Origin of the sequence: Pseudomonas sp. JAI115, from assembly GCF_014200835.1 — a bacterium.
Lineage (GTDB): Bacteria > Pseudomonadota > Gammaproteobacteria > Pseudomonadales > Pseudomonadaceae > Aquipseudomonas > Aquipseudomonas putida_A.
Map to the genome: position 1 here is coordinate 348896 of NZ_JACHCY010000004.1, position 16168 is coordinate 365063.

General features: G+C 59.3%; 13 protein-coding genes. All 13 read right to left on the reverse strand.

All coding sequences use genetic code 11. The annotated features are described in order from the left end of the window. The gene (locus HDC30_RS12420; protein WP_183783259.1) at positions 1-849 is read right to left on the reverse strand and encodes a type IV pilus biogenesis/stability protein PilW; all 849 of its coding nucleotides are present in this window, start codon (positions 847-849) and stop codon (positions 1-3) included. Continuing rightward, entirely contained in the window at positions 836-1384 is a 549-nt protein-coding gene (locus HDC30_RS12425; RefSeq protein ID WP_047596813.1) for a hypothetical protein, read from the reverse strand. The genes HDC30_RS12420 and HDC30_RS12425 overlap by 14 nt, the downstream gene beginning before the upstream one ends. 19 nt (positions 1385-1403) lie before the next feature. Continuing rightward, positions 1404-1775 (reverse strand): hypothetical protein, encoded by a 372-nt coding sequence (locus tag HDC30_RS12430; protein WP_052032672.1) that lies wholly within the window; start codon positions 1773-1775, stop codon positions 1404-1406. A 4-nt stretch (positions 1776-1779) separates the two neighbouring features. After that, positions 1780-2235 carry a hypothetical protein gene (locus HDC30_RS12435; protein WP_183783528.1) on the reverse strand — a complete coding sequence of 152 codons (456 nt, stop codon included), beginning with the start codon at positions 2233-2235 and terminating at the stop codon, positions 1780-1782. Positions 2236-2321: 86 nt separating this feature from the next. After that, positions 2322-2831, reverse strand: a complete 510-nt coding sequence (locus HDC30_RS12440; protein WP_285373427.1) for a hypothetical protein — start codon at positions 2829-2831, stop codon at positions 2322-2324. After that, the gene (locus tag HDC30_RS12445; protein ID WP_183783261.1) at positions 2828-5278 is read right to left on the reverse strand and encodes an alpha/beta fold hydrolase; all 2451 of its coding nucleotides are present in this window, start codon (positions 5276-5278) and stop codon (positions 2828-2830) included. The genes HDC30_RS12440 and HDC30_RS12445 overlap by 4 nt, the downstream gene beginning before the upstream one ends. A 9-nt stretch (positions 5279-5287) precedes the next feature. Next, entirely contained in the window at positions 5288-6682 is a 1395-nt protein-coding gene (locus HDC30_RS12450) for a TIGR01777 family oxidoreductase (RefSeq protein ID WP_183783263.1), read from the reverse strand. An 86-nt stretch (positions 6683-6768) separates the two neighbouring features. After that, on the reverse strand, positions 6769-7647 hold the full coding sequence (locus HDC30_RS12455; RefSeq protein ID WP_183783265.1) for a hypothetical protein: 879 nt from the start codon (positions 7645-7647) through the stop codon (positions 6769-6771). Further along, positions 7644-8651, reverse strand: coding sequence for a DUF2515 family protein (locus HDC30_RS12460; protein WP_096795403.1), 1008 nt, complete (start codon positions 8649-8651; stop codon positions 7644-7646). Before HDC30_RS12460 ends, HDC30_RS12455 begins: the two co-directional genes overlap by 4 nt. After that, on the reverse strand, positions 8648-10873 hold the full coding sequence (locus tag HDC30_RS12465) for a type VI secretion system tip protein VgrG (RefSeq protein WP_183783267.1): 2226 nt from the start codon (positions 10871-10873) through the stop codon (positions 8648-8650). The genes HDC30_RS12460 and HDC30_RS12465 overlap by 4 nt, the downstream gene beginning before the upstream one ends. Positions 10874-10901: 28 nt before the next feature. Continuing rightward, positions 10902-11903 carry a serine/threonine-protein kinase gene (locus tag HDC30_RS12470; RefSeq protein ID WP_183783269.1) on the reverse strand — a complete coding sequence of 334 codons (1002 nt, stop codon included), beginning with the start codon at positions 11901-11903 and terminating at the stop codon, positions 10902-10904. Continuing rightward, entirely contained in the window at positions 11900-12628 is a 729-nt protein-coding gene (locus HDC30_RS12475; protein WP_027610389.1) for a PP2C family serine/threonine-protein phosphatase, read from the reverse strand. Before HDC30_RS12475 ends, HDC30_RS12470 begins: the two co-directional genes overlap by 4 nt. After that, positions 12628-16167 carry a type VI secretion system membrane subunit TssM gene (tssM, locus tag HDC30_RS12480; protein WP_123585878.1) on the reverse strand — a complete coding sequence of 1180 codons (3540 nt, stop codon included), beginning with the start codon at positions 16165-16167 and terminating at the stop codon, positions 12628-12630. The genes HDC30_RS12475 and tssM overlap by 1 nt, the downstream gene beginning before the upstream one ends. Position 16168 lies beyond the last annotated feature (1 nt).

The window sequence follows — 16168 nt, forward strand, 5'->3', positions numbered from 1 at the left end:
TCAGTTTTTCATTCCCTGAATTGCGGATCGCTCAACTACGCGTCGAGGTATTTTCTGCGCCCTGCCGTCGGCACTCATCGCGTCGCGGTACTGGATGTAATAGCGCTGCGCTTCATCTTTGCGATCAAGGCGCCAGAGCGAGTCGGCAATGTTCAACATCAGTACCGTGCGTTTACCAACGGCTTCAACGCCGCGATAAAACTTCAGCGCCAGCTCATCTCTACCGCCCTCGGCTAGATAAAAACCCAGGTCGTTGTACGCCTGAACATTTTGCGCCGGGGGATGGCACGCCATGTAGGACTCGGGGCTTAAAAAGTTCAGGCCCCATTCGATGGATTCTGCGCGGGATTGCGCCGGCCTCATACTTGAAACATATTTCAGCAAGTCCTTTGGGGACTTCGTCTCCAGGGCAGGAGTGAGCACATCACCGTCTGCGGAAATCCACTGATTGCCCTTCCACTGACCGACACAAAAAGTGGACCAACGATCAGCCAGCACGCAACCGGTCTCCATGGAGATCACAACGCAATGCTGTTGCGACTCCAGTTTTTCTTCACCATTCTCGAGCGACAACATCCCGAAGATCACTGGATCGAGCAGCAGAGTTTTCTTGTCAGGACTGAGCATATTGGAATGCCCATCGGCGCCAATGTCGGCGCCGAAAAGCGGGAAGGTTTTGCCGTTGGCGGTGAACCATGCGATCCCCGGCTCAACGCCGGGCATAGTCCACTTTGTCGCTCGAAACGTAACCGTGTGTCCGTCGATACCGACTATGGGCGGGTCCTCGGCAAGGGCACTTGTGGCGGCAAGAAGGCAGTTGATCATCAACACCCACTTAAGGCTGGCCATAGACGATCCTCTTCACCGCCGGGCTTTCTGACATTAGCTGTCTCTTCGTAACGCCATAGGCCTTGATCAGCTCTTCCCGAGATCCCTTCGAGCCAAAAGAGCGTTGGTTATTATCGAAGCTGTATTGCTCCAATAGCCCTGCTGTCGAGTAATACCCATGCCACTCCGCGCAGGCACCACAACCGCCATATCCGCCTATCGAAACAAGGCTGCCCTGGGTGCCTTCCACGCAATCCATCGCCACAACGACATTGCTCAACATCTTCGTCTTCGCACCGTCGGAAGTGAGTTGTGAAACTTTGCTGATATCGCGTCGAAGCACCTTGCTACCGATGTTGATGGTCTGGTCGGAGCAAACCGGGATAACGTGGGTTTCCGCATCATCCACCGTCACCGATCGGCAAGACGACACCAACACCACTTCAACACCGCCGCACTGCATGACATCGCGTTGGGTGTAAGCATCCGTCGGCGCGGCGAAGGCTGGGGAAGAGAACAACCATGCCAGCCCCCCGAAAAACAAAAACTGATTCATTAAGAAATCCTTTTCGCCGTTAACCAGCCTGTTGTTCCGCCAAGCACTTCGCATAGCCGTCCGCAAACTTGGCATCGAATGACAATGCCACTGGCTCCTCCAACTCCGCCGAGCTATTGAGCAATACACGGGTAGCCGGGGTGTATTTGATCCAGCCAATCGTGCCGGTGCCGTCGGTGTCGAAAAACAGCTGAGCGCGCACTACTTCACCGTCATCCTCATCGATCAGCAAATTGACCTTGTCCTTGCCGACATAACGAAACGGAAAATCGCTGCTCCTGACAAGCTCAGTAAGGTAGCCGTAGCAACTCCCTTCGCTGGCAGTCGCGGGCAGTGAATGAGATAAAAGCGAAAGCGCAATCAGCACAGGCCGAATGAAAAACCGATTCATCGACTCACTCCTCATCCATCGGCGACGATTCCACGTCTGTCATGCTCAGCAGCCGGAATTCGTTATTCACAAACTCGTAGTAACGATCCCGGTTGCCGCTTTCCAACGCATTCCCTTGGGCGTCCTCTTCACCGTCGAGCGTGATGCCGGAGACGATGATCAAACGACTATCGGGCTGGTAAACCATGCCGAAGGTGCTGCCGTCGTAAGCATTCGGCAGACCGCCAACAACCTCACCGGTCTGGGCATCCAGCACTTCGCCGCAAATGGCGCTGCCGCCACAACCTAGTCTGTGCAGGATGTAATGGCCGGCGAAGTTGACCTTGCCTTGCAAGGCTTGCACCCGTGCCTGATCCATCATTGAGCTGCTGTTTTCTTGCAGCACCAACTTATGGTTGGGGCCGGTGAACACTGGCGTGACGGTGTAATCCTTGAAGGTTGGGTCGGCAGCGAATGCCATGGACGCGGCAGCCAATATCAAGCTGCCGAGAACAATCGAAAATCCTTTCACGTAGTAACTCCGTAAATGCAGTGGGGACCGTCGGCTCACTCAGACTGCCCTTCATAAAGCTGTGTGTGCGGATTGAATCGCCACAGATGTGGCCGGGTCATGGCCTCTTTGCCCTTGTAGCGGATCTGGCCGCGCTTATCGCGAATGTAGGAGTAGATCTCGATGTCTTTTACATCGCCGCCGTTCTTGGGCGTACCGTCCAGAACTTTGACCTCGGCGAAATAATCGCCCCCGACATGCTTCAAGTAACCGTGGCACTGGATGAGGAAGGCGAAGGTCGAGTCACCCGCTGAACCACGGCTTGAGTAGGAGGTGAAAATGAAATCTTCCTGGCCGTCGTCATTAAGATCGCCGTGATACACCACCTTGCCCTCCTCCAGACTGAATCCATCAGGTTGAAAACTTGAATGTATATCCAGGATGTAATCGGGTCTTTCCACCCATTGCGAGAGAAAATTCTTCGTATCGGTCTCCGAATTGCACAGATCCGTCGCCATGCTCACCATCGGCAACCAGGCCAAACACATCAACAACCGTCGTTTCACTTCGTATCCTTCGAATTCATCAATTGCAACTCACCATCCCGATACAACACCTCACACCCCACCCACGCAGGATCCACCTGCGGCATCACCGCCGACGGCTTTCGCAATTCGCGCAGCAACGTCGAGCCATGCGACAACCGCCCACCCATCCGCGCAATCACTGCCCGCGCCGTTTGGTAATGCGCGTGCCGCCCCGGATCGAGGGTGTCTTCGAGCAAAATATCCTCGCCCAGAATGCCTTGCACTTGCCCCGGATAAATCATGAAACCGGTGGCCTGCTCCGCACCTTCGCGACCGTCCTGCCAGAAGCTGCCGTCACGGGTGCGCACGTCGGGATGCGGCGCAAACCAGTGCTCGCGATCCGCCATCGGCATGGCGTGATGCAGACGGAAGAAGATGCGCATCAGGTTGTCGCGGTACCACTCGCGTACTTGCAGGTAGTAACCGCGCAGGCCCGGCAGGCCGGTCGAATGCGCGAGGCGGACCAGCCCGGACCATTGCGGGAATGGCTGTAGCGGCAGCTCGCTCGACGCGGGTCGCGGGGTGGCCGGATCGGTTTCCCACGGCAATCGGTGCGGACAGTTTTCCAGGTTGTCGTACGCGGTCGGCGGGCGGCCCAGCCAGTCGCCGCCACTGCTCGCCAGCGCCGTGGCAATGCACAGATTGCCTTGCACGACGAACACGTAAAACCGTGTGAACCAGTCCGCCAATTGCTGACCATCGGCAGCTTGGGCGACGAGTTCGGCCAGTTCCCGATCGAAGCGCTGCAAGCCGTTTTCAAGATTCAGCAAATGGCCGCGAGCCTTGCGTTGCATACGTAAAAACAGCGGCAAAGAACGCAGCATCTTCAGCGGTTGCCACGGCAGATGCGGCGTCGCTCCGCCAACTTCACCGGCGTAGTTAGCGGCGCTGATGCCCCAGTCGGCCAACCGGGCAAGAAACAGATCATTGTTGATGTAGGAAGCACCGCCGAACACAGCAGTGAATGGCTCGTTGTCCTGCAACACTCGCGCATCCCAGCGCGCCATGATCGCCGGGATACTCGCTGCCGCGCGGCGCTGGGCGTACTCGACCAGCACGCTCGGTTGCGGCGGCAGGATCTCGGCGATGTTGGCGGCGGTCAGGTGCCGGCGCCAGCCATAATCGCTGATCGGCCGGTATTGCAGCAGCCACAGTTGCGAGCCGTCCCAGGCCCATTCGACGTCGCCGGGCACGTAGTGGAACACGCGCAATACGTCTTGCAGAAAGCACCACAGCAGGTCTTCGGTCAAGCCGTGGGACGGCGTGAACGTGCCGCTGCGCCAGGCATCACCAAGCCGCGAAAGCGTTGCTTGTGAGGGGCTGACGTGACCGTCGGCCAGCGTTTCGAGATGGCCTTCAACCCACTCCAGCTCTACCGAGAGATGGCGCACGAACGCGATCCCGGAAACTACCGGCGTGATGAAGCGCTGCACCACCACTTCCTCGACGCCTTCGGCCGTCAGTTCGGCGATGCGTTTCGACACATTGGCGGTCGGCTCGCGCAGATAGGTTGTGCTCAAACCGGCATTTGCCGAATCGGCCTGATCCTCGCCATAACTGGAGGAGCGCACCGCCCAGGTCACGTCGGGTTGGGCAGCGAGAAATGCTGGCAGACGCGGATCATTGCAATCGTTGAGGGTCAGCGCCGCCGGCACCGCTTGCCGGGCCAGTTCAGCCAAGCGCAAACGCCCGCCCTTGGTGTGCGCGACAAACCCGCGCTCGCCCGACTCCAGCCACTGCGCGAACTGCGCAGGCGAGTCGATCCACGGGTAATGGCCCCAACCGGGTTTGAGGCTGATAGTCAGATCAGCGCGAGCGAGAATCGCCGACCACGCCGCCGCTTGCTCGATGCCGAGCACAGCGTCCTGATCGCCCCAGACCAGCTCGACCGGATCGGTGATCCACTCCAGCAGCGGCAGCGCAGTGTCGGCACGAATCAGATCCCAATGCGGAACGAACGCACGGCAGCGCGCATAACCGGCGCCCATGCGCTGGTATTGCGCGGGGGTCCAGGTCTGGTTGGAGAACTTGCGCGCGAACAGCGCGGGTTTGTTCGACAGCAGCCAGTGAATGGTCTTGCGAATCGGCAGCGGCGACATCAGCGCCGGCAACCGCCGCTGCCATAGAAACGCACCGACTGGCGCCAACAAAACGCTGCGGGAGAAGTGCCCCGGCCGACGTTGCAACGCATGCAACACCAGCAACGCATTGACCCCGACCGCCATGATCGCGCTGCCCTGCTGTGTCATCGCCAGCAAGGTCTGCGCGTAGTCCGCCAGATCCTCGCAGGGCGGCTGCAGGTTGGCGCCGAAGCCCGGCAGCTCCAGCGGCACCACGTCGTAACGCTGAAAGTGCGGCAGCGCGTCACTCCACCAATCGGCGGCGCTGCCGTTGCCGGCCAGCAGATACATCAAGGGCTTGCTCATGGACGATCCTCAGGTCAGATCGCGCAGAGCAGCGTCGAGGGTTGGATAACGGAATGTGTAGCCAGCCTCGGTCAAACGCTGCGGCACCACGCGCTGACCATCGAAGAACAACTGCGCCATCTCCCCTGCCAGCGCACGCACTGGCGCGGCGGGAATATGGAACCACACCGGACGCTTGAGGACCTTGCCGGCCTGCTCGGCGAACGCTGCCTGACTGACCGTTTCCGGCGCCACCATGTTGTAGGTACCGCGCAGACTGTCGTCATCGAAAGCCATTGCGATCACCTGAAGCACATCATCGCGATGCACCCAACTCATGATCTGCCGACCATCGCCCATGCGCCCGCCGAAGCCCAAGCGGAACGGCAGCAGCAACGGCGTCAACGCGCCGCCCGGGCCGAAGACCACGCCAAGACGCAGCACCACCTGACGCACGCCAAACTCAGTGGCCGGTTGCGCGGCGGCTTCCCAACGCGCGCAGAGTTCGGCCATGAAACCGTCGCCCTTGCTGGCGTGTTCACCGAGGCTTTCGCTGGCATCGCGCACGCCGTAGAAGCCGATGGCAGAGGCTTGAATCCACAGCGATGGTTTTTGCTTGGTGTTCTTTAGCCAGGTCATCAATGCTTCGGTGGTGCCGACTCGGCTGGCGAGCAGTTGCGCCTGACGTTTGGGAGTCCAGCGTGGGCCGGCGACGGGTGCGCCGGCGAGATTGATCACTACGTCGAAGGCTTCGTCGCGGCTGAGTTCGCTGAGCGAATGCACGCAGCGGGCGCGGCCGTCGAATAGATTGGCCGCGTTCAACGGGTCGCGCGTTAGGACGCTGACCGAATGGCTGGCGTCTAGCAGTTGGTTGACCAAAGCTTCACCGATGAACCCGGTGCCGCCGGTGATCAGCACGCGCTTGAAAGCGCCGCTGGCAAACGGGTTAGACAGGCTCGTTGTGTTTACTGCAGGAGACTTCCGGCGGTCATGGCGATACAGCCACACCAGCGGCGGTAACAACACCAGCAACGCAAAACCGTCGAGCCACAGATGCGACCAAACCTGCTTTTGCGCAGACAGCCACATGTCCTGCGGCGCCCATAACAGGATGCCGGCGATCAACCATCCCCACACTGCTGGAGCTTTCAAGCGATTGCCCAAGTGCACCAGCGCGAGCATGTACAGCGAATAACTTTGCAGCGTCGCGCCAAACAGCGCGAGCCACCAGACCTGTTGTTCGTGGCCGGCGGCAGGTACCGCATCGGCGCCCCAGAATGCGAGTTCCAGGGTGTGCAGATAGCCGTCAAGTAATCCGGAATGCCCGGCCCAGGCCAGGGTGAGGCCGGCAAGTATGTGCACGATTGCGGCGGTGTATAACCAGAACACTACCGCGGGGCGAAGCGAGGTCGAGGGGGCTGGCATTCCGTGTCCTGAGCGCATTACTTGGGGTGGAGAGTTTAAGGGGGACGGGCAAAACTCAATACACAATCCGCCCCCATTCAACCTGCTTACTTTAATGCTTGGATGGTTGGGTCTTGATAGCTCGAATCAATTTCAATACCCGCCTTTTCCGCCTTGTTTTCCCGGGACTGCCGAATCGCAGCGTATTCTTTCAACTTGCCTGGTAGCAGTTCTTTCCAGCGTTTTTTATCTTCAGTCTCTGGAAAAGCAGCACTCCAATACTCACGGTCGGTTGTGAAGCTCAAGCTCACCAAATAGGTTCCGCGCTCATCAGGAGCATCATCAGAATCTCGCCGCCATGCCTTCAACGTCAGATGATTGCCATCTTTGTGAAAATGCCAATTGTAAAATTTACCAACCTTCAACCACCGCTCAAGATCCAGTTCATAGTTCGGATCCAGCCACGGGTGGCTTAATACGTAATCCCCCATAACTTCATCAGCTGAATTAATCTTGTCAATCTGACTGCCCGAAATTCTTGGGTCAGAAGGTGCGTAATAGTGCATCCAACCCGCTTTTTTTATGTCTTTAATCAACCCGTACAAAAACGCTCGATACTCATCATGTTTGCTGCCATCCGGGAGGCTGCGAACCGATAAGTCAAGGTTCTCTGTAGTCGTACCTACCTCACCATCTACTGCAGTGCTGACGCTGGCGACCTGATTCAGTCGCAGATTTTTATTCACCTCAACTGACGGCAGATCATCGTCACCGAAAGACTTCTTGACTTTATACCAACACATGTTTACGTCAGAGATGCACTCTTTCGAGAAAGGCACCGGGGAATTAGAAAGTAGATCTTTGATCTCTTCGCCAATCTCAACACTGATTAGCGGATTTTTGTTCGTCATGGAGCCAGCTCCTACACTGTCTGAATCGCCGCATGCTGCAAGCAATAAAAAAACCAATAAGCCATAAATTTTCATTTCCGGTTTTTCCAGGTAGAAATCATCCCTATTTGCTGCTCCATATATTCTTTTTTCTGCCCCATCATTTTATGGTACTGCTCTGCAATTTCCTGAATGAACACCATTCGATCTGACTCGTTAAACAAATCGCCTTTCGTCATCTGAACTCTCAACTCCTTATTGTTCACATCACAAGCAGAACTAAAAGAGGCAACCCGTAACGGTACAAAAGGGGCACCTTCGGCAGCAGCTTGAGTCTGTAGAACCTTCTGAAACAGAAATCCGTTGTAAATAAGCGGCTGAAGAATTCTTCTTTGCTCATGATCAGCAATTGCCAGAAGCGATTGCTGCTGAAGATTTCGTTTCGCAACTGGATCAGATGTCGTCTCGGATTTTTTTATAAGATTGAAGCCAGTGGTGATATCTGGGGTCAAGCCCAGATTATTCAGAACGGGTAGTGCATCGTCTGCCCAAGGCAGTTCATCAATATTCATTTGAACTTGCGCATCACAGCTCTTGGCATTTCGCTTCGGCGCACAATCATTAAATTGTTCTGGATACTTTTTATAGAACCAGTGCCAAACAAAAATATCCTGAAACAGCCAAAAATTGCCCATACCGAGGCCGTTTTTACCTATTTTGTAGGGGATCTGAAACGGCAACGGCACTATCCCTGTCAGGTACGGTTCCGAAGGAATGTAATCCAGACCGCACATGACCTGCTTACTCGCGAAAGCTGCCAGCCCCATCCAATAAAATCTACCTTTTAAGTCTGGCTTTCCATCTTCACCACGCTCCAAATAAAACTCGGCATAGGCAGCGGCGATGCGTGCGGCTCGTGCGCTGAAATCACCCACCAATACCATCTTGCTGGACGAAGAGAACCAGCTCGTCTCAGCCACACTTAGCCGACTGATCGCCTCTTGCTGCCCCATCGTCCACAATTTGTCACATTTCAACGTAATGTCTTGAACGGAGCAGCTCTGATTGTTTGTTTTGAAGGTAGCAACAGGTGTGCTCATTTATTTCTACTCGCTTCGTAATCGTCGGAGCCTTCCGGCACGATGAGTTCATCCCACATCAAATGGACTTCCGCGGTTTCCTCGCTATCGCTTACAACACGCGGGTGCAGACCCTCGGTGTTGCTTTTGGAGATTTTTGGAGCGACTGAAGAAGGGAGAATAATTGCGGCTTTTACCGACTTGATAGGTTGACCTAGGCCAGTCACAAAACGGATCTGTTCATCATATTTCGGGCTATTCGCAGTCCCGGATTTAAGTGTATTGCCCGCCCGAGCCTGATCAGCAATCAGTGGAATGACCGGAGCCAGAATCCCGATCCCGGTGCCACTCCCCGGCGAGCCCCCGGCATTAATCTTCACCACCGGCCCAACCACCGTCACACCACCGCCATCGAGCTTGATAAAGCTCCCACCCCCTAAGATGGTCAGCTCCGTCCCCGCCTCGATAACAATCTTGTCCCCAGCCTTGAGGTGAATCTCTTTGCCCACGCTGGTGAGCTGCGCCGTACCGAGTTTGATGTGTTGGTTCTGCCCAACAGTCAGGTGATCATCCAGCTTCGCTTCGATCTTGCGATCGCTGATGGTGGTGCGGTGTTCTTCAGCCTTGAGCTCGGTGTAGGTGTTCTTCACCACGGTGTCGTGGCGTTCGTTACCGACGCGGATTTTCTGGTCGTGCTCGATGTTTTCGTCCCAGTCGCGCTGGGCGTGGATGTAGATCTGCTCCGCACCCTTTTTGTCTTCAATGCGCAGTTCGTTGTAACCGCCGCCACCCGGGGAGCTGAGGGTTTTGAAGACGCTGCGGGTTTTGTTTGCCGGCAGGGCGTACGGCACCGGGTTTTCCTTGTGGTACAGGCAGCCGGTGACGAGGGGTTGGTCGGGGTCGCCTTCGAGGAAGGTGACGAGGACTTCCATGCCGATGCGCGGGATGCTGATGGCGCCGTAGCGGTCGCCGGCCCAGGAGCTGGAGACGCGCAGCCAGCAGCTGGTTTTGTCGTCGGCCAGGCCTTCGCGGTCCCAGTGGAATTGCACTTTGATGCGGCCGTATTGGTCGCAGTGGATTTCTTCGCCTTTGGGGCCGGTGACCATGGCGGTCTGGCTGCCGAGCACGCGCGGTTTCGGGTGTTCGAGGGCCGGGCGGTAGAACACGTCCCACGGGGTGGCGAGGAAGGTGTTGCGGTAGCCCTGGTGGAAGTCGTCCTTGTTGTCGGTGGTGTCGCTGGTCACGCCTTCTTCGAGGACTTGCGGCTGTTTGCCTTCGTGGAAGATTTCGGTGAGCAGCCACAGGTCGTTCCACTCGCTGCGCGGGTGGTCGGACATGGCCATGAAGTGGCCGCTGACCAGTTTGGTCTGGTCGCCGCGACCTTCGGCCTGGCGGTAGTCGGCCCGGTGGCGTTCCAGGGCGCGCTGGCTGAGGAACTTGCCGCGCGCGCGGTCGATGAAGCGGCCCGGGTAGTCGTAGTCTTCGAGATCCGGTTCAGTGCTCTCGCCATCCGGTTTATACGCTGCTTCCATTTGCAGGCGCGGTTTTTCGAAGTCGTAGTCGCGGCGCGTGGTGCGGCTGGTGCGGGTTTCCAGGCGCAGCTTGAAGCCCTTGATCACCGGTTCTTCGGCGACCATGCCACTGCCCTGTATGTAGGCGGTCGGCTGGCCGAGGTCGGGGAACACGGTCTGGTCATCACCGAACACCAGCAGGTGGGCCTTGTCGCTGTGCTGGAAGTGGTAGTGAATACCCTCCTCTTCGCACAGGCGCTGGACGAAGTGCAGATCGGTTTCGTCGTACTGCACGCAGTAGTCGCGATCCGGGCACGGCTGGCTGAGCTGGAAGCTGTAGGCGTTGCCCTTGATCCCGTGTTCGTCGAGGATCAGCGCGATGATTTTCGGCGCCGACATTTGCTGGTAGATTCGCTGGTTGGTGCGGTGATGCAGGTATTGCAGTTGCGGCACCAGCGAGACTTTGTAGCGGGTCAGGCGCTTGCCGGCATCGCCCTGGGCAACGCGGTAGATCTGGCCGTGGATGCCCGAGCCCTGTGGATCGAACGCGAGGAACGCCTGCTTGTGCAGGAGCTTTTCCAAGTCCAGATCGGGGTTTTCGCTGACCAGTTCGAGGTCGAAACGAAACGGCTGGCTGATGCCTTCGGTGCCGGTGAACGACAGCACTTGCAGGTCGCCCACGTAGTCTTCGACCTTGAGGCTGAAGTGGGTTTCGTTAGCTGGGTTGAACATAAAGCGCTCCCTGTTCGAATGTCGTCCGTTACGCCCGAAGTCGCAACCGTTGCAGCCAGGACGAAGTGGCGCCCAAGGCGTCACGCAATTGTTGGGCAGTGATGGTGCGTTCTGCCGCATTGAAGCTCAGCGCGGTTCGCAGCGCTGGCCAGCCGTGTTTCGGTAAGTTCGCCGGGGCTTGCAGCTCGCGCTCCAGGTGCTCGTCGCGGGCCTGGGTCGAGGGCAAGCGGCGGAACGGGTGTTTGCCGCTCGCCAGTTCATAGATCACGCAAGCCACGCCGTAGACGTCCGCGCTGGCCGACAACGGTTGGCCCTCAAGCAGTTCGGGGGCGGCGTAGCCCGGGGTCCAGGCGTTGAAACGCTCGCGGCTCAGGTGCGGCAGGCCGGGCAACACGCCCTCGTCTGCCTGGCCGAGACCGAAGTCGAACAGGCGCGGGCCGTCTTCGCTGAGCATGACATTGCTCGGTTTCATGTCACCGTGCAGCACGCCGCGACGGTGGGCGTAGGCCAGCGTGTCGAGCAGCGGCAACGCGATGTCGCGCGTTTCTTTCCACGGCAGGCCCAGCGGCCGCTCGCAGAGCAATTTGTCCAGGGTCAGGCCACGCATGTATTCCATGGTGATGAAGGCCCGCTGGCAGTCGGTATCGACTTCAAAAGTGTGTGCACGCACGACGTTGTCGTGGCGCAGGCGTCGGGTCAGGGCGAACTCGCTGTAGAGCAAGGCACTGGCGTCCGGCGATTCGGCAAATTCTTCGCTGAGGATTTTCAGCGCAATGTAAGGGTCGGGATCGCCGAACTGCTCGTGCAGCAGATCCCGTGCCCGATAGACCGCGCCCATGCCGCCAGCCCCGAGCAGACGCTCGAGGTGGTAGCGGCCGGCGAGTACGTCCGGCAATGCACCGATGCTGGCCTTGGTCGGCGCCAGCAGCGGCTCGGCGTTGTTTGCCTTGGCGAAGGCGAAGTAGGTCAGGTTGCTGGCCTGCTCTTCGCTCATCAGCAAGTCATCGACTGAGGATTCGATTTCAGTCATTGGCGGATCACCACGGCAGTCAGGTTGTCCCGAGCGGCGCCCCGCAGGGCGCCGTCGAACAGACGTTCCAGCGCCACGTGCGGCGCGCTGAGGCTGAGGGCGTTGCCGAGGGCATCGCTGCTCAGGCCCTGATACAAACCATCGCTGCACAGCAAAAACGCATCGCCCGGATAGACCTCGAGTTCGAGGACATCCAGGGTCAGCTGTTCGGCGGCGCCGACGGCTCGGGTCAAGGCCTGAGCCGCCGGGTGCGCTGCCGCCTGTTCGACGCTCATCTGTTGCTCGTCGATCAGTTGCTGTTGCAGCGAATGGTCCTTGGACAGCTGATACAGCCGCTGCCCACGCCACATATAGCAACGGCTGTCGCCGGCCCAGATGCAGGCCGCGCGATTGCCTTCCACCAGCAGCGCCACGACGGTGCTACCCATGATGCTGTCGTGGCGTCCGGCGGTGACCGTCAACTCCTGCCCCAAGCGCCGGTTCAACCAGTGCAGGCACTGGCGGATGGCTTTGAGGCGTTCGTCGAAGTCCTCGTGCTGCGGCAGTTCAGCCAGGCTGGCGACGATCAACTGGCTGGCGATGTCGCCACCCTGATGACCGCCCATGCCGTCCGCGACCACCCACAGCCCCTGCTGTGGCGAGTCGAGGAAGGCATCTTCGTTGCGCGCCCGCACCTTGCCCGGGTCGGTACGCGCCGCGCTGCGCCAGGGACTGGCCACCAGCATCAGAGCTGCACCGGCATACGGAAGGTACGCAGCACGCCCATGTCGAACGGGTTCGGCGTGCGTTGGCTGGTCAGCAGGTAGTTGGCGCGCAGGCCACCCACGTCGGCTTTGAGCACCAGCACGTCGCGACCGGTCAGGTACTCGGTCTGCATCAGGTCGAACAGACGGAACAGCGACCATGGGCCCGAGTTCTTCTCGATGCCAATCGGACGCCCGGCCATCTTGTCCATCACCAGGCTGGTGCGACCGTCTTCAGCATCGGTCGGCCACTTGAACGTCATCGGCAGGATCGGACCGTGGCGGTATTCCATGGTCTTGTCGCCGAACTTGAACTCGGAACGGCTGACGGCCGGATCGAGGGTGTACGGCTCCAGTTTGAACTGCACGGTCGGCTCGGCCGGGTTGATCGAGAAGAAGCTCTGACGAATCGTCAGGGCTGCTGCCATCTGGTCGAGGTACATCTTCGACACCGGCAGGCTGTGACCGTCGACGCTGCGCATCCGGTAGTTGCCCGGATCACCGCTGACGAACGGACGCATGTAGCTGTCGAAGAAGCGATCGACGGTGCCTTGAGCGCGGAAGAACTCGCGGAAGTCGCTGATCGCCACGTCGCTGGTGCTGCTGGCGCTGAACGGATAACGCTTGCTGATGGTTTTGCCATACACGCTGTACAGCTCGTTCTGATAACGGCCGTTCAGGTATTGGTAAGCGTCGTTGAGCACCAGGCGCCACGAGTCTTCGGCCAACACGTTGAACCACACGCTCAGCGGACGCGGCAGGCGACCCGAGGCCGCACGCAGGTTGGTCAGCGCATCACGCTGGCCGCTCATGCGGGTTTTCGCCATTTCGAACGCGGCTTGTTCCGGCGTGCTGGAACGGGCCAGACCGGACAGTTGCAGTTGCAGGTCGTTGAGCGCGCTGATGGCCGGGGTCAGGTCTGCGGCCGGGCCGTTGTTGTCATCGAGCAAACGGTGCAGCGGCTCGAAGCGGCGTTGCAGCGACTTCTTCGCGGTGTCCGGCAGGCTTTTCGCCACGGCCATCGCCGAAGCCTTGTCGGCGACAGCCGAGGCCAGTTTGCCGACCTTGCCCAGTTTGCCCTTCTGCCCTGCCAGTGCATCGGCGGCATCACCAGCTTCATCCACCGGATCGGCAGCAGCCGGGAAGCGCGTGTTCTCGCGCACTTCCGTGAGCAATGCCAGCACCGGCGAGTTGGCCGAAGTCAGGCCCGCCAGTTGCTCGGCGCCTTCACCGGCGTCGCTGATCGGCGGCAAGGCCACCTGGCCAACGGCCTCGCTCCAGTAGTTGGCGTAATCGCGGAAGTACAGCTGCTCCAGCTCGACCATCAGGCGACGCAAGTCCATGTCGCTGATGCCCGCGCCTTCGCCCAGCACCCAGTTGTCACGCAGGATGTCAGTGACCAGCGCCGAACCCTGCACCGAGAAGTATTGCTGATAACCCTGCTGGGTATAGAACCCCGGGATCACGTATTCGGTGCCGATGAACAGCGAGCCTTGCGGGCCGAGGTGTTGGCTGAAACGGTATTCCGGCAGGTTGCGCGCCTGCTCGCGGAGCATGCGATACACCACGGTGGCCAGCGATTCGGCGCGCAGCACCTGACGTGCCTGAGTCACCAGTTGATCGTTCAGCGGGTAGATGAACGGCTGCTTCAGCAGGCGCTCAAGGTGGGTGTTCAGACCATTCTGCACCGCGGTGTTGCCGGTGTAGCGCTGCGACCAGTCAGTGGCGACCCAGTCCTTGAGCCACACCGCGTCACGACGGTCTTTCATGTTCAGCATCAGGTACGCACGCAGGCTGTTGAGCAGCTTGTCGCGGTCCTTCATGTTGGCGCGGATCTGCCCTTCGAGCATCGTCGCGACCCGTGGCAGCAATTGCGCTTCGAGCTCATGCTCGTAGGCTTGCCTGACCACCGGATTGACGTCTTCGCCCTGATACAGACCGCCACGCTCGTGGTACGAAACGTCGCCCTTCTTCGGGAACACCTGAGTCGCGGCGTAGCTGGTGTCGAGGGTTTTCAACACGCCCATCGCGTCATCACGCGGGGTCAGCGCCGAACGCTGCTGAGTCCAGTTCTGCGCCAGCGTGCGCAGGTTTTCCAGACGCTCATAGTTGGCCGAGAAACCACCGGCCCAGAGCATGCCGAACAGCGCCAGTGCCGCCAGTGCGCCAACGTACAACGCACGCTGACCCCAATGGATGCGGCTGCGCTCACGCTTGTCGAGGCCGGCCAGATCCGACTCGGGGAAAATCACCCGGCTGAACAGATGATGGATGAAACGCGAACGGCCGCTGCGCAGGGTCGGCAGCACGCCGGCATTCATGCCGAGGTTGGCGCCGATGCCGGCGGTGGTCGCGTCCATTTCCTGCGTCAGGTGCGGAGCGCTGGTCAGGTAGAAACCCCGCAGCAGCGACGCGCGCTGATACCGGTTGCCAGTGAACGCCATGTCGACGAACAGGCACAGGCGCTCACCGATCTGCCCCAGTTGATGCGGGAAGTCGAGGATGCGGCCACGGCGCTGGGTATCGCGCTCGGAGTGCATGCGCATGATCACCTGATTGTTCAGGCGCCGCAGCAGCTCTTCGAATTCGCCGCGCAGTACCGCGACGTCGGTGCCGACCTGATCCTTGCGGAAACTGGTACCCAGCACCTGATCGCTTTCTTCGCGGGTCAGTTGATCGAAGAACTCGTCGAAACCGAGCAGCTTGTCAGCCTTGCTCAGTACCAGATACACCGGCACATCGACGTGCAGTTTCTGATAGACGTCTTGCAGACGACCGCGCACCTGGCGCGCCAGAGTGTCGATGTCCTGCTCGCTGCCACCGATCAGCGATTCCACCGGAATGGTCACCAGCACACCGTTCAACGGACGCCCGCGACGACGCTTGCGCAGCAGTTCGAGCAAGGTGGTCCAGGCACTGCCGTCGACTTCGGCGTCCGGCTGCGTGGTGTAGCGCCCGGCGGTGTCGATCAGCACACCGTGATCGGCGAAGTACCAGTCGCAATGACGGGTGCCGAGGGTGTCGCGGGTCAGCTTGCGGTCGATCTTGTTGATCGGGAATTCCAGCCCGGAGAAGTCCAGCAGACTGGTCTTGCCGGAAGCCTGCGGACCGATCAGCAGGTACCACGGCAAGTCGTTGCGCCAGCGTTCGCTGCGGCCGCGATACAGGCTCGAAGTCTTCAGGGTTTTCAGCGCGTCCTTGAAGCGCGCCTTCAACTCTTTCTGCTCTTCTTCGATCAGCTCGTCACGACGGATGCGATCCTGGCCATCTTCGGTTTCTTCGACGGCTTTCTTGCGGATGCCCGCGCGCCAGCTGACGAAGACCATGGTCAGGCCCCAGATCAGGAACAACACGGCGATGGTCAGCAGACGCGAGGTCGCGCTTTCCCAGAACTTGTAGTCATCCACCGCCAACAACGGGCCGACGAACCACACCAGCAGCGCCACGAACAGCACCAGCAGCAGAGTCCAGACCCAGGTCTGGCGCAGGAAGGCGCCGACTTTCTTGAAAAACTTTTTCATC

Coding starts and splice junctions, on each gene's coding strand:
- HDC30_RS12420 (WP_183783259.1), bottom strand. CDS start 849: ATGGCCAGCCTTAAGTGGGTGTTGATGATCAACTGCCTTCTTGCCGCC.
- HDC30_RS12425 (WP_047596813.1), bottom strand. CDS start 1,384: ATGAATCAGTTTTTGTTTTTCGGGGGGCTGGCATGGTTGTTCTCTTCC.
- HDC30_RS12430 (WP_052032672.1), bottom strand. CDS start 1,775: ATGAATCGGTTTTTCATTCGGCCTGTGCTGATTGCGCTTTCGCTTTTA.
- HDC30_RS12435 (WP_183783528.1), bottom strand. CDS start 2,235: ATGGCATTCGCTGCCGACCCAACCTTCAAGGATTACACCGTCACGCCA.
- HDC30_RS12445 (WP_183783261.1), bottom strand. CDS start 5,278: ATGAGCAAGCCCTTGATGTATCTGCTGGCCGGCAACGGCAGCGCCGCC.
- HDC30_RS12450 (WP_183783263.1), bottom strand. CDS start 6,682: ATGCCAGCCCCCTCGACCTCGCTTCGCCCCGCGGTAGTGTTCTGGTTA.
- HDC30_RS12455 (WP_183783265.1), bottom strand. CDS start 7,647: ATGAAAATTTATGGCTTATTGGTTTTTTTATTGCTTGCAGCATGCGGC.
- HDC30_RS12460 (WP_096795403.1), bottom strand. CDS start 8,651: ATGAGCACACCTGTTGCTACCTTCAAAACAAACAATCAGAGCTGCTCC.
- HDC30_RS12465 (WP_183783267.1), bottom strand. CDS start 10,873: ATGTTCAACCCAGCTAACGAAACCCACTTCAGCCTCAAGGTCGAAGAC.
- HDC30_RS12470 (WP_183783269.1), bottom strand. CDS start 11,903: ATGACTGAAATCGAATCCTCAGTCGATGACTTGCTGATGAGCGAAGAG.
- HDC30_RS12475 (WP_027610389.1), bottom strand. CDS start 12,628: ATGCTGGTGGCCAGTCCCTGGCGCAGCGCGGCGCGTACCGACCCGGGC.
- tssM (WP_123585878.1), bottom strand. CDS start 16,167: ATGAAAAAGTTTTTCAAGAAAGTCGGCGCCTTCCTGCGCCAGACCTGG.